This is a genomic window from Paenibacillus polygoni, from assembly GCF_030263935.1.
Classification (GTDB): domain Bacteria; phylum Bacillota; class Bacilli; order Paenibacillales; family Paenibacillaceae; genus Paenibacillus; species Paenibacillus polygoni.
The window spans coordinates 1,423,528-1,437,418 of sequence record NZ_CP127162.1 but is presented as its reverse complement, the minus strand read 5'-3'; the positions used below and the strand labels follow the sequence as shown (position 1 = coordinate 1,437,418).

12 protein-coding genes are annotated in these 13,891 nt (G+C 42.1%); 5 read left to right on the top strand and 7 right to left on the bottom strand.

Annotated elements, in window-relative coordinates; translation table 11 throughout:
- Positions 1–34 precede the first annotated feature (34 nt).
- Positions 35–988 (top strand): alpha/beta fold hydrolase, encoded by a 954-nt coding sequence (locus tag QPK24_RS06960; RefSeq protein WP_285747343.1) that lies wholly within the window; start codon positions 35–37, stop codon positions 986–988.
- An 82-nt stretch (positions 989–1,070) separates the two neighbouring features.
- On the opposite strand, the gene QPK24_RS06955 is transcribed toward QPK24_RS06960, so the two are convergent.
- The 3 genes from QPK24_RS06955 to QPK24_RS06945 all read right to left on the bottom strand — a co-directional run bounded on the left by QPK24_RS06955 (position 1,071) and on the right by QPK24_RS06945 (position 5,857).
- A complete protein-coding gene (locus QPK24_RS06955; protein WP_285749156.1) occupies positions 1,071–1,595 on the bottom strand; it encodes a YfiT family bacillithiol transferase in 525 nt (174 codons plus the stop codon).
- Positions 1,596–1,702: 107 nt separating this feature from the next.
- On the bottom strand, positions 1,703–2,959 hold the full coding sequence (gene odhB, locus QPK24_RS06950) for a 2-oxoglutarate dehydrogenase complex dihydrolipoyllysine-residue succinyltransferase (protein ID WP_285747341.1): 1,257 nt from the start codon (positions 2,957–2,959) through the stop codon (positions 1,703–1,705).
- 6 nt (positions 2,960–2,965) lie between these two features.
- Positions 2,966–5,857: a 2-oxoglutarate dehydrogenase E1 component gene (locus tag QPK24_RS06945; RefSeq protein WP_285747339.1), complete on the bottom strand. Its 2,892-nt coding sequence runs from the start codon at positions 5,855–5,857 to the stop codon at positions 2,966–2,968.
- 713 nt (positions 5,858–6,570) lie between these two features.
- On the opposite strand from QPK24_RS06945, the gene QPK24_RS06940 reads away from it, so the two are divergent.
- Positions 6,571–7,656 carry a Gfo/Idh/MocA family protein gene (locus QPK24_RS06940; RefSeq protein ID WP_285747337.1) on the top strand — a complete coding sequence of 362 codons (1,086 nt, stop codon included), beginning with the start codon at positions 6,571–6,573 and terminating at the stop codon, positions 7,654–7,656.
- Positions 7,657–7,863: 207 nt separating this feature from the next.
- Here QPK24_RS06940 and QPK24_RS06935 read toward each other — a convergent pair whose 3' ends face one another.
- The 4 genes from QPK24_RS06935 to QPK24_RS06920 are packed head-to-tail and all read right to left on the bottom strand — an operon-like array spanning position 7,864 to position 10,345.
- Positions 7,864–8,322 (bottom strand): GNAT family N-acetyltransferase, encoded by a 459-nt coding sequence (locus QPK24_RS06935; protein WP_285747336.1) that lies wholly within the window; start codon positions 8,320–8,322, stop codon positions 7,864–7,866.
- A 54-nt stretch (positions 8,323–8,376) separates the two neighbouring features.
- Positions 8,377–8,670: an antibiotic biosynthesis monooxygenase family protein gene (locus tag QPK24_RS06930; RefSeq protein WP_285747334.1), complete on the bottom strand. Its 294-nt coding sequence runs from the start codon at positions 8,668–8,670 to the stop codon at positions 8,377–8,379.
- A gap of 15 nt (positions 8,671–8,685) precedes the next feature.
- A complete protein-coding gene (locus tag QPK24_RS06925; protein ID WP_285747332.1) occupies positions 8,686–9,258 on the bottom strand; it encodes a DinB family protein in 573 nt (190 codons plus the stop codon).
- 10 nt (positions 9,259–9,268) lie between these two features.
- Positions 9,269–10,345, bottom strand: coding sequence for an undecaprenyldiphospho-muramoylpentapeptide beta-N-acetylglucosaminyltransferase (locus tag QPK24_RS06920; protein WP_285747330.1), 1,077 nt, complete (start codon positions 10,343–10,345; stop codon positions 9,269–9,271).
- A 101-nt stretch (positions 10,346–10,446) separates the two neighbouring features.
- On the opposite strand from QPK24_RS06920, the gene QPK24_RS06915 reads away from it, so the two are divergent.
- The 3 genes from QPK24_RS06915 to QPK24_RS06905 all read left to right on the top strand — a co-directional run bounded on the left by QPK24_RS06915 (position 10,447) and on the right by QPK24_RS06905 (position 13,879).
- Positions 10,447–11,643: a MalY/PatB family protein gene (locus tag QPK24_RS06915; protein WP_285747328.1), complete on the top strand. Its 1,197-nt coding sequence runs from the start codon at positions 10,447–10,449 to the stop codon at positions 11,641–11,643.
- Between the two features lie 394 nt (positions 11,644–12,037).
- Positions 12,038–12,994, top strand: coding sequence for an ABC transporter permease (locus QPK24_RS06910; protein ID WP_160032476.1), 957 nt, complete (start codon positions 12,038–12,040; stop codon positions 12,992–12,994).
- A gap of 15 nt (positions 12,995–13,009) precedes the next feature.
- Positions 13,010–13,879 (top strand): carbohydrate ABC transporter permease, encoded by an 870-nt coding sequence (locus QPK24_RS06905; RefSeq protein ID WP_160032066.1) that lies wholly within the window; start codon positions 13,010–13,012, stop codon positions 13,877–13,879.
- Positions 13,880–13,891: the final 12 nt, after the last annotated feature.

Genomic DNA, 13,891 nt, shown 5'->3' with positions numbered 1-13,891 from the left:
TTTACCGACATTCTCTCTGGAAGGAGGACTCACCATGCAGGAATATACGTTTCAAATGCTGGACAGCGATGAGGTCAATGTCTTTGTGTATCGGTGGGCTCCGGAAGAGGAAATGCCTATCAAAGGAATTGTCCAGGTTGCACACGGGATGTCCGAAACAGCGAAACGCTATAAAGAACTGGCTGAATGCTTAACTAATCACGGGTTCATCATTTATGCCAATGATCATCGTGGTCATGGTAAGACAGCCTTTGATCAAGGGATGTTAGGAGACGGCGGACCAGATGCTTTTAAATGGATGGTCAAAGATATGGGCGAACTAGGAAAATTCATACAACAGGAGCATCCTGGCTTACCTATTTTTCTACTAGGACACAGTATGGGTTCCTTCCTTACCCAAAAGGTAATGTATACAGGTCCTGATCTGTATGCAGGCTATATTCTAACCGGTTCCAACGGAAAAAGGAGTTTACTGAAGTTCGGTCAACTCCTTGCTCAACTCCAAAGTCTTATTCAGGGAAAACAACGTCGAAGTTTTCTTCTCAATGCCGTCGTGTTCGGTGGATTTAACCGATCATTCCGTCCTGCTGCTACTCCTTTTGACTGGTTATCAAGAGATGAGCAAGAAGTAAGGAAGTTTATAGATGATCCTTTATGCGGCTCACTATGCACTGCCCGCTTTTACCAAGGTTTTTTCGAACTGCTTATGGAGATTCACCTTCCACATCATTTAGCTGATATACCTAAAGATAAACCTGTCTACATCTTCTCAGGAGGAAATGATCCTGTGGGTATGTATGGCAAAGGTGTACTGAACCTAGTGGAAATGTATAAAGAACTAGGGATAAGAGATTTGGAATACCGAATTTACCCAGAAGGCAGGCATGAAATGCTGCATGAAATTAACCGCAAAGAAGTAGAAGAACATGTGGCCGATTGGCTCCTTCGTCATGTTACTCCTTCTCCTTCTCCTTCTCCTTCGGTATGATCTATAATCACACCAAAAAACCTTTCTTGAAATTGAACTCATCATTCAATGACAAGAGAGGTTTTTTGTCGTTATCTTACTTCTACCAATTCATACGCCCTCGAAGGGAAGTAATATGAGCAGTATGGTGTAGGCTATGCCACGAATATAGACGTACACACTCTCCAATGGTTAAGGTTTTCTGGGTACCAGGGTGATAAAATGTACGCTGATAATCTTCTAAAGACAGAGAATGAAGCAGTGAAGTCCAGCGTGCATGAAGCCCTTCTAGGATCTGTAAGGAAGGTGCTACCGGCATTAAGCTTGCGTCAATCATTTCTGCCCATAATGTCTCTTCGTAAGGTGTAATGGTGGGGTTCCGCTCAGTTAGAGCAAGTCTACATCTAATATAACTATTCATATGGCTGTCTGCCACATGATGCACAACTTGCTTAACCGACCATCCATCCGGGCGATAAGGAGTATTTAACTGTTCATCAGATAAACCGGCTACCGCTTCTTTCAGCTTCTGAGGTAACTCTACCAAGTTTTCAATCCATTCTTTGAGGTTATCCTCCGTTACGGGCATGTCTTCCTCTTGCCCAATAGGATATTGTAACTCTGCGATACTCAGCATTTTCCATTTCCCCCTGCTAAAAGTAATATAAAAAGAAGAACAAATCGCCACATAAGATGCGCGTATCTGTTCTTCTTATTATTCAATATTCCGCTTTCTTATCCTTCAAGCAGCAGTGATTCTGGATCCTCTAACAATTCCTTCACCGTTACCAAGAAGCGAACTGCTTCACTGCCGTCAATAATACGGTGGTCATAAGATAGAGCAATATACATCATTGGGCGATTCTCCATACGTTCATCATCAATAGCTACAGGGCGGACCTGAATCTTATGCATACCCAAGATTCCCACTTGCGGAGCATTCAAGATCGGAGTAGATAAGAGTGAGCCAAATACTCCGCCGTTTGTGATGGTAAATGTTCCGCCTTGCAGTTCATTTAGAGACAAGGTATTCGAACGCGCTTTAGATGCAAGTTCTCCAATGTTGCGCTCAATCTCAGCAAAGCTCAGACGATCAGCATCGCGGACAACCGGAACAACAAGTCCTTCTTTAGCAGATACAGCTATACCGATATCATAATATTTTTTAAGAATAATATCGTCGCCGTCAATCTCCGCGTTAACTGTTGGGAATTGTTTAAGCGCCCCTACAACTGCTTTCGTAAAGAATGACATAAAGCCAAGACCTACATCATGTTTTTCTTTGAATTTATCTTTACGACGTTTACGAACGTCCAAGATGGCAGTCATATCAACTTCATTAAATGTAGTTAGCATAGCCGCAGTTTGTTGTGCCTCCACAAGACGCTTCGCAATGGTTGCGCGGCGGCGAGACATTCTCTGACGTTCTACTGGCTTAGTGAAGCTTGCTTGCTCTTTTGGAGCAGAAGGAGCACTTGCTGGCTTACTAGGTGCTGCAGCAGGGGCTGCTTGCACCGAACCATGAGTTTTCACATCTTCTTGGTAGATACGTCCAATAGGATCGCGGCTCTGTACTTGATCAAGATCGATACCACGTTCACGGGCAAGCTTGCGTGCAGATGGAGAAGCTTTAGGGCTTCCACTCTCAGCAGCATCCTCCTTTTGCTTGCTTTGTTCAGGAGCTGGTTCTGGTGACGCTGCAGGAGCCGGAGCTTCCGGAGCCGGCGCTGAAGCTGCTGCAGATTCCTTGGCGCCTGCGCCTGCTTCAAGCAGCGCAATCGCCTCCCCAATTTGCACCGTATCTCCTTCTTGATGCAAGATGCTGGTGATTACACCGCTCTCTTCCGCACTAATCTCGATATTTACTTTATCAGTTTCAACTTCTAGAAGTACATCCCCTTGATTTACAGAGTCTCCTTCTTTAACGACCCATCTGGATATTGTCCCTTCCGTGATGGATTCCCCCATAGCCGGTACTTTAATTTCGCTCACAGCAAGCTACCTCCCCAGTGGTATGTTTTTCTTCGAATTTTGTTTCAATACTTTAGCGATAATTTGTTGTTGTTCTTGAATATGAACGTGCTGGAATCCAGTAGCCGGGCTTGAATGCTCGGTGCGTCCCGCATACTCTACTTTAACACCTTCTGGTGCAAGACCGCGCAGTTTAGGTTCCATATAGTTCCAGGCTCCCATATTTTTAGGTTCTTCCTGAGTCCATACGAGTTCTTTCAGATTGCGGAATCTAGCCAGTATCCGTTTAATCTCCTGTTCAGGGAATGGATACAGCTGTTCTACACGGATAATATGAAGCCAAGACCAGTCTTTATCCTTATCTTTATCAATCGCCTCTTCTAAATCAATAGCTATCTTGCCGCTGCATAACAATACCCGTTCCACTCCCTCTGACTGTATACCAAGGTTAGGTTGTTCGAGTACTGCCTGGAAACTGCCTTCGCTAAGCAGCTTAGCTGGCGATGCTACTCTAGGATTACGAATCAGGCTCTTCGGTGACATGAGTACGAGCGGCCTTGCATCTTCGGTTTCCGTCAAGGCAGCTTGGCGACGAAGTAAGTGGAAGTACTGCGCACTGCTTGAGAGATTGGCAACAATCCAGTTATCATCCGCACTCATCTGCAAAAAACGCTCCAATCTTGCACTTGTATGTTCAGGCCCCTGTCCTTCACTTGCGTGAGGTAAAAGCATAACCAAACTCGAATTCTGAGACCATTTTGAACGGCCAGAAGATATAAACTGATCAAAGACAACTTGAGCACAGTTAGCAAAATCACCGAATTGCGCTTCCCAGATGACAAGCGTCTCTGGAGAGAAAACATTATATCCATACTCAAATCCAAGAACAGATTCTTCTGATAAAGGACTGTTATGAAGAGCAAATGACGCTTTAGCTTGCGGCAAACGATGCAGCATGTTGTACTCTTTGCCTGTCTCCGTATCATGTAGAACCAGGTTACGATGGGCAAAGGTTGCACGCTGTGCATCTTGACCCGTCATTCGAATCGGTTTACCATCCGCAAGGATGGAAGCAAAGGCCAATGTTTCAGCGAGACTCCAGTCTACCTTTTCTCCCTCATCCAGAGCATTTTGACGACGTTGTAAAATTCTCTGCAACTTCGGATACACCTTGAATCCTTCCGGCCATTTCAGTAATTCTGAATTGATCTCACGAAGTTTTTCTAACGGTACCCCTGTCGGCATATTTGTCATGCGTTCTGGTCGATCCAGACGTTTGCTGCCCGCATCCACTTTATTATGGACTTCTTCATGACTTACCGTTCCTTGTTTTACTTCCTCGTAAGCCTGTTTCAGAACACGCTGCGCTTCTGTACGATACTCAGCCAGAAGATCGGATGAAATTCCCTTTTGGCTAAGATACTCAGCGTACAATTCAGTAACCAGCGCATGCTTTTTCACTTTTGCATACACAGTAGGTTGTGTCGTTTCCGGATCATCGGTCTCATTATGACCATAACGGCGATAACCAATCAGATCTATTAAAAAGTCTTTCTTATAGCGGTTTCGGTACGCTGATGCAAGTCTCATCGCAGCAACACATGCTTCCGGATGATCCGCATTAACGTGGACAATCGGAATTTCATAACCTTTTGCCAAATCGCTAGAATAAAGCGTAGACCGTGAGTCATCGCTGTTCGTTGTAAAACCTACTCGATTATTTACGATAACATGAAGTGTTCCGCCATTCTGGTAGCCCTTCAGTGCTTTAAAGTTCAAAGTTTCAGCTACGATCCCCTCACCAGGGAAAGCAGCGTCACCATGCATTAGAATCGTTGCGGCTTTAGACACGTCTTGTTTAGGATAACCTGACTCGCTTCGATCTTCTTGCGCAGCACGAGCGAAACCTTGAACGACAGGGTTCACGTACTCGAGGTGGCTCGGATTATTTGCAAGAGTGATTTTAGCCTGAATGTTATCCGCTTTTTTAAGCGTGCGTGTAGCACCTAAATGATACTTTACGTCACCCGTCCATCCATAGTTCACACCGGAAGATGATTCCGAAGGAACAAGATCCTTGTTGATCGCTTGATGGAACTTGGAGAAGATTTTGCCGTAAGGCTTACCAAGAATATGAGCAAGTACATTAAGTCTACCCCTATGAGCCATCCCCATTAGAATATGACTTGAACCTGCATCCATCATCGTATCAATAAAAGTATCAAGCATAGGGACAAGCATGTCATTGCCTTCAATAGAAAACCATTTTTGTCCAACAAATGTCTTGTGCAAAAATTGTTCAAACTGTTCAACTTCTACCAAACGTTTTAAGAGTGTTTTTCGTTCTTCTTCCTTAAGTTCCTCTTGTAATTTGCCCGACTCGATATATTCATTAAGCCACTTTCGTTCTTCTTCGTCCTGAATATGCGTGAACTCAAAAGCGATCGGCCCAGTATATAATTCATTTAGACGCGTAACAGCGTCAAAAGCTGTTTTGGTAGTCTGATCTGCATTCTCCCAAACAATAGAGGCCGGCAATGATCTTAAATCCTGCTCGCTAAGACCGAAATGTCCAGGAGATAGAAGATCTGTATCTGTATTTTCGCTGATTCCAAGAGGATCAATATCCGCTTTTAAATGACCGAATCTTCGTATATTTTGTACCAGTTCACCTATTGTAACCGCTTTCCTTAAAAGGTGGATATCAGCTACACCGGAAGCAACCGTACTCCCAGTCTCATTATTACTTGTTATTTCCTCTACAGGAGGAGGTCCCCATTGCTCAAAAAGTAAACGGTATTCAGCATCTACCGAATCCGGATTTACTATATAAATATCATATTGTTCTTGAACATAACCCATATTAGGTCCGTAATAAGCTTTCCAAGGGCTTTGCATATTGCCATCTTCGTTAGCCATAAATGTTCCCTCCGTCAATTATTTTGGATTGTTCCAGGACGGAATACCATATAAAAATCTGATTAATTAAAAACATATTATAAATCGTGAATATGAAGAGAATATGAATTAACTTCACTAATGAATCGCTCTTTGGTCATCCTCATCTTTCATTACATTACTACATATTCGATGAATTACGGGCACTCACAATAAAAAGGTGAGTTTCTTTATTTCATATAGTAGATGTAAACTGATGCTCATGTTAGCCCAAGGCGGTCACCTCATTTAATTATTCTACCGATCCGAAAGGATGGTTGTGGTTCCTAATTCTATTCTATAAAGATTTGAAGCGAAGAGCATTTCCAATTTTAAAGGTAATTGATGCATTAATTAGATGAATCATTATTTACGTTTCAATACACCAATTATAGATTCTACCAAATAACGAGTAAGAAGACAAAAGTCTTGGGAATCTCCCCTTTTAAAAAGGTAGTTACTATCTCTATAGTACCCCACTTTTCACGTTTTGAATGGATTTTATACTTTTTAGTCAACTGTTGATATTGAGCTAATGCTTTTACATTGGTGAGTCTCTTCCTCTGCGGAGTAGAATTATATTCTTGTTAACAAGAATAAATATAAAAACACTGGTTTCATTGCGGCATATTGTGGTAACCATAAGGCAAGAGTAATTTCATTAATCAATGGATTTGGTAAAGGAGGAATGATGCTTGGAACGTACAATTAAAATCGGAATCATTGGAAGCGGAGGTATTGCAAGAGCTCATGCAAATGCCTATAAACAACTTGACTATGTAGAGGTTGTAGCCGTTGCGGACATTATTCCAGGCAAAGCATCCTTATTCATAGAACAAACAAATCTGCCTATGGCAAAAGCCTTTGACGATCATGGGCATCTGCTGGAACTGGATCTCGACGGTGTCAGCATCTGTACACCGAACTTCTCCCATTACAATATTACTATTGATGCACTGAACGCCGGAAAACATGTCATGGTAGAGAAACCGATGTCAGTAACGCTCGATCAAGCGATTGAAATGGTAGAGGTCTCTAAACGCACGGGAAAGATGCTTACTGTTGGATTTCAACCCAGATATGATCCAAATATGCAGTCCATTCGCAGCTTGATTCAAGATGGACAGCTGGGAAAGGTATATTATGTCGAAGCAGGCGGCGGCCGCAGGCGCGGTATGCCTGGGGGGACATTCATCAGAAAAGATCTTGCCGGCGCAGGAGCTATGGCGGATATTGGCTGCTATTCTCTAGATATGGTCCTCCATGCGCTAGGTTATCCAAAACCGCTTACGGTATCTGCCTATACCTCCAATTATTTTGGCACGAATCCCAAATATCACCCAGAAGCAAATATGTTTAACGTAGAAGACTTTGGTGCGGCGATGGTTCGTTTAGAAGGCGATATTTTGCTAAGCTACAAAATCTCCTGGGCTATGCATATGGATACACTCGGACCCACGATGTTTCTTGGTACGGATGCCGGTTTAAAAGTTACTCCTGCAGGAAGCGGTCCTTGGAGCGGAGGCTGGGAAGGCCGAATCGGCAGCATGACGCTGTATCACGACATTGCTGGTCATCATACAGAAAGTCCTCTTCCTATTCAACATCATCAGCTCAATTTATTTCATGCAAAAATATTTGACTACGCTAATGCCATTCAAAAACGGTTACCAGCTCCCATACCGGGTGAGCAAATTTTATATAATCAGGCGATTATTGACGGAGTTCTCCGTTCTTCAGCGGCAAGAAAAGAAGTGACGATTGAAATTCCTGATTTATAGCACTTCAATAAAAAATTACAGCAATAAGAAAAACAAAAAGCCATCTATCCTTATTGAGGATTACGATGGCTTATTTCTCATCATTTAATTTTCTCACTGTTTCAACTCTTTAACCTGTTCTTCGAGACGTCTTATTCTTTTGATCAAACTATAAATAATAGGAGTATAAGCTGCACAAGTAATAACTAAAATCTCAATAACCATAGGCTACACCTCCTTGGATAGACGCAGCATATCTACACAAGGTATACCATTTTCGATAATAGGGTCAGGATAGTGTTTAATAAAAAAATCACGGTCAATTCCCGTAATTCGGAACCCTTCTCTTTGATACAAACCGAGCTGATCCAGACTTGAATTGCCAGTACCGATCTCAATAGTCAAGGCTCCCTGATCCTTTGCATGATCCATTGCATAGCGCAGTAATGCTCTTCCTATACCCTTACCTTGATACTCCTCTTTCACTGCCAAATTTACAATCTCATACGTGTGCGGCCTGGTATGCAGCAGCACCACAATTCCTATGACGGCTCTATGAGATACGGCAACGCTTATTTGTCCGCGGGGTAGGTACTCGTCTATCACATCTTTCGATGGATCAGCGAGGAGTAGTAGGTCATAAGGTATGGGGTCTTCCTTCTCCATTGACCGGATCGTGTATTCCATATCTGTTCCCCCTTGATGCATGGGAAATGCGAAAATGCTTTTATAGTTCACTATTTACAAGCTAACCTTCACGAAATGCTCTACTTTTGGAAAAGGATCATAGTAGTGATGCAAGATTTCTTTCCACTGCTGATATTCTTTCGAACCTCGAAATCCAATCGTGTGATCCTCCAGTGTTTCCCATTGAACTAACAGGAGATACTGATGATCTGCTTCCATGCATTTGTACAATTCGTGATGAATATACCCTGTCATGCTTGATATGATCGTAGATGCCTTAGCAAAATCTTGTTCAAAAGCAGATTCATTCCCTTTCGTTACATACAGCATGGCACTTTCCAGAATCATCGCACATCGTCCTCGCTATAATGATTTAGTCATATCTTCAAGTTGTTTCATATGATGGCGATCGTGCCAAATAAAATCTTCAACATAACTTTGTACCGTAAAAGGTCCGCCATCCAGTCCCTTATATTCTTTCGTCCAATCCTCAGCAGGCAGCTCATGAAGCGCACGGATAATCTGCTCACGGTAGTGGAGTGTTTCTTGCACTAACTCTTCTATACTGATCGTATGTGCATGTTCACGCGCCGCCTCATTAAATATATCGAAATCCAGATGCTGAATTTGCAGCTGTTTCTCTTCTCCCGAAATGATCAGAGATATCGCACCTTCCCAAAAATAACGATCCCAGCGCATCATATGACTAATCAGCTCACGTACCGTCCATTTCCCAGCTGCAACCGGTGTATCCCACAGCGTATTCTTCTCTATACTCCACTTGCGGAACCAGTCATGCCATTCGTGAAAAGACACAATCAAGGAATTTTTTTGCAGTGTATTCACTTCGTCTTCATCCCCTCGCAGAAATAGATTGGAATAGATATCAATTCTAGTTTCATTCGTCAGGATAGAAGAAATCCCCTGCTTTTCCACAAAATAAAACTTATCTCAACCGTGAATTTTCAATGATTTTGATGATTTCTGAAATCGCATCTTGTCGATTATAATCCCGCATCTTCGCTCTTATCTTTTCTTTATTCTCACCTAGCAAACGAATGGATTCAAGCAAGGTATCTTCCGCTAGATCTTCTTCCCATAAGATATGAGCATAACCAGATTTTTCAAAGGATTTAGCATTCAAAAGCTGATCTCCACGGCTTACCTTCTCAGATAATGGAATCAACAGCATCGGTTTATGTAAGGTTAAAAATTCAAAGATTGCATTTGAACCTGCTCTTGAAATCACCATATCTGCTAAAGCAAGCACATCTGGTAGCTCATCCTGAAGATATTCAAATGCCTTGTAACCTTGTACCGAACCCATCTCTAGGTCCACTTGACCTTTCCCGCAGAGATGTACAATCTGATATTTCCCAGTAAGCTCGGTCACTATAGCCCGCAACGTATCATTCATCTTCTTCGCACCGAGGCTGCCACCCATAAATAACAGTACCGGCTTCTCTTGCACAAAACCAAGCCAATTTCTGGCCCGCTCCTTGTCGCCTTGCCGTAATTCTTCTCTAACAACAGCTCCTATATGAATTGCCTTATTTCCTTTTAGGTGTTTTGCCGCTTCTTCAAAAGTGGTACATACCTTCGTAGCAAAAGGCAGGGCAATTCGGTTAGCGAGACCCGGGGTAAGATCCGATTCATGAATAACAACGGGGATTTTACGCATCCATGCAGCCATAACAACGGGAACAGAGACAAATCCGCCTTTCGAAAATACAATAGAAGGTTTCACATCTCCAAGGTACTGGTAAGCTTCCCCCACCCCTTTTAGCACTCTAAAAGGATCTTTCAAATTCTTAACACTAAGGTACCTGCGTAGTTTCCCTGTCGCTATTGCTTTATAACTCACCTCTTCTAGAGATTGAATAAGTTCTTTTTCGATACCATCTTTAGAACCTATATAATGTACTTTTTCACCCTTTTGCAGAAAATAAGGAATAAGTGCCAAATTCACCGTTACGTGTCCGGCAGATCCTCCCCCGGTAAAAACGATCGCTTTTTGTTCCATTTATACACTCCACTCCTGTCTCATTGCGTTCATACCTACTTTATTAGATAATAATCATTATTAATTGCTATGCTATATATTGTGTTGGAGGAAACTAAATAATGAATAAAAATACGACAAATCATGATCATCCGCTTCATCGTATGATTAACCGCAGAGAAACACGTTCTGTGAAATGGGATGGAATGGAGTCCCTTTTTGGGGTAAAAGAAGCCATTCCCCTCTGGGTTGCAGACATGGACTTTACAGCACCAGAGCCGGTCCTGCGGGCAGTACGTGATGTAGCAGATCATGGAATACTCGGCTACGCTACACCTAATGCTTCATTTCAGCAATCCATTGCTGACTGGATGCAAAAACGCCATGGCTGGAATGTAAGCCCCGAGTGGCTTGTTTATACACCAGGTATCGTCCCTGCCCTTAATATGGCAGTAGAAGCCTTTACTGAGCCTGGGGATCATATTATTATACAGCCTCCTGTTTACGGACCTTTTCACAAGTTAGCATCTAACCATGGACGAGAACTGGTGTTAAACCCTCTCCTTCAGGATGAGCTCCATTATAAGATGGATCTCGCTCATTTGGAACAAGTTGCAAAACATGAAAAAGCTAAAATGCTCGTATTATGCAGCCCTCATAATCCAATTGGACGCGTATGGACCAAAGAAGAGCTAGAAAACGTAATGGAGATTGCTGCAAAGCATGACCTAATTGTTATCTCCGATGAGATTCACGCAGATCTCGTATTTAAAGAAGGACTGCATACCCCTTACGCTATGATATCTGAAGAAGCTAAAATGCATTCTATCATCTGTACTGCCGCAAGCAAAACATTCAATATCGCTGGTTTACATACGTCAAATGTCGTCATCGCTAATGAAGAACTGCGCGACAAGTTTAAGAAAATCATTGAAAAAAATGCACTCTCTTCAATGAACATTTTCGGTATTGCGGCAACGGAAGCTGCATACCGCGAAGGTGAACCTTGGCTTACAGAGACACTGGAGTACATTCATGAAAATATGGTATATGTAACCGAATTTATTCATACACATCTACCGGAATTGAAAGTCGAACTGCCGGAATCAACCTATTTGCTGTGGATCGATTTTCGTAATCTACAAATACCTCATAAAGAACTCTATCAATTTCTGCTTCATGAAGCCGGTCTCGTCTTTAGCAGCGGCACCGACTTTGGTGAACATGGAGAAGGATTTATGCGCATGAATGTAGCATGTTCAAGGCACTTGCTGGAAGAAGCCATGAATAAGCTTAAAATTGCTTTACAGTCTCGATAAGCGATCAGCATGTACTCCATAATGCAGGGTGGGAAACCGTCTAACGGCGAGTTCCCACTCTTTTTTGTTTGTTTTTCTTTATTTCGGACATTTTGTTTCTTTTTATTTTTGTGCTGAATATATCATTTTTTACGACCATTACAAGAACTATCATCCTAAAATGTTAAGAAATAGACCTATAAAACACTGTTAATTAAAGATTCCACTTTAATAATGAATGAATTTAAATAAACGGCAATCTAAATCAAATAATATATATTAAAAATAAATATTGACAATGAAAGCGCTTATTCGGTAGTATTTTGTTTACAACACAGATGTTCACAGATATTTTGATATTGTTTATTTCCGATTCATTATATGTACCTTAGGGGGAGGAATCAGAACCATGGGAATGAATAATCCCTTGGCTGTGAAACAGACGGTTCAAAGTAAAGGAGCCATGCATTTTTTCAAGAGAGAATGGCGCCGTAATAAGTACATTTATTTAATGCTTGTACCTGTTTTAGCTTATTACCTGATCTTTTGTTATGGACCCATGTATGGGATCCTCCTATCATTCCAAAGCAGTTACAGCCCGGCAAAAGGAATTATGGGCGGAAACTGGATTGGTTTTGATAACTTCACCATGTTCTTCGAGAGCTATAATTTCTGGAGACTTATGAGTAACACCCTAATCCTTAGCTTGTTAAGTCTCGTTATCGGATTTCCCGCGCCGATCATTCTTGCACTACTGTTAAATGAGGTGCGTAACCGATATTTTAAAAGCGCCGTACAAACGGTCAGCTACCTGCCTCACTTTATTTCGGTCGTCGTTGTTGTAGGTATGCTAAAAACCTTTTCGTCGTTAGACGGTGGACTATTTAATATAATCCGAGGATTCTTCGGTTTTGAGGCGATGATGTTTTTTACTGATAAAGACATGTTTCGTCCGATGTATATTCTCTCTAATGTGTGGCAAGGCGCAGGATGGGCCTCCATTCTATTCCTCGCAGCACTCGCCGGCATTAACTCAGAGCAATATGAAGCTGCAAGGATGGACGGCGCAGGCAGATGGAATCAATTATTACATATAACATTGCCAGGGATCATGCCAACAGTTATCATCCTGCTTATCTTGCGGATGGGCAGTATTATGAACGCAGATTTCCAGAAGATTTTACTGATGCAAACCGCTGCTACGTATGAGACATCCGATGTTATTTCTACTTTTGTATATAGACAAGGGATGCTACTTGGCGATCAGGCATACTCTACCGCAATTGGTTTGTTCAACTCCGTCATTAATTTCGCCTTACTGCTTGGTGCCAATTACATTAGCAGAAAAGCAAATGAAACCAGTCTGTGGTAGAGAGGTGAACCCAACATGAAAAAATCCTTTGGCGAAAATGTATTTGACGTTATCAATATTTTTCTGCTGCTTCTCGTAATGTTACTCTGTGCTTATCCTATGCTCTACATATTTAACTCTTCTATATCTGATCCGCAGCAGCTTCTAGCAAGCCGATCGCTTATGCTGCTCCCGGAAGGATTCTCCATAGAAGCTTACACAAAAGTATTTCAGAATCCCAAGATTTACAGTGGTTATATGAACACATTATTTTATGTTATCGTAGGAACTGCACTTAACCTCTTGATGACGACACTCGCTGCGTATGCTCTTTCAAGACCTGATTTATACGGACGCAGCTTTTTCATGAAACTAATTACCTTCACTATGTTTTTTGGCGGCGGGATGATTCCTACCTTCTTGCTCATTCAGAATTTAGGTCTGCTGGATACGAGACTTGCCATGATTCTGCCGACAGCCATCAGTACATTTAACTTTATCATTATGAGAACGAATTTTATGAGTATCCCGCTCCCCTTGATCGAGTCTGCTAAAATCGATGGGGCTCATGACTTTCGAATTTTGTTTCAGATCGTTGTTCCTCTATCCAAGCCGATCATCGCCGTAATGACTCTTTATTACGCTGTGGATCATTGGAATGATTTTATGGGTCCTCTCTTGTACTTGAGATCTCAGGATCTATATCCGATTCAAATCATTCTTCGCGATATTTTGCTTAGTAACAGTACCGAAGCGATGGGTTCAGCGAATGACACCGGGTTTGCGATCGGAGAAAACATCAAGTATGCTACCATCATTGTTTCCACACTCCCAATTTTGCTGATCTATCCTTTTATCCAACGTTATTTTGTTCAAGGTGCACTGATTGGAGCCATTAAAGAATAGAGCAAAGTACTT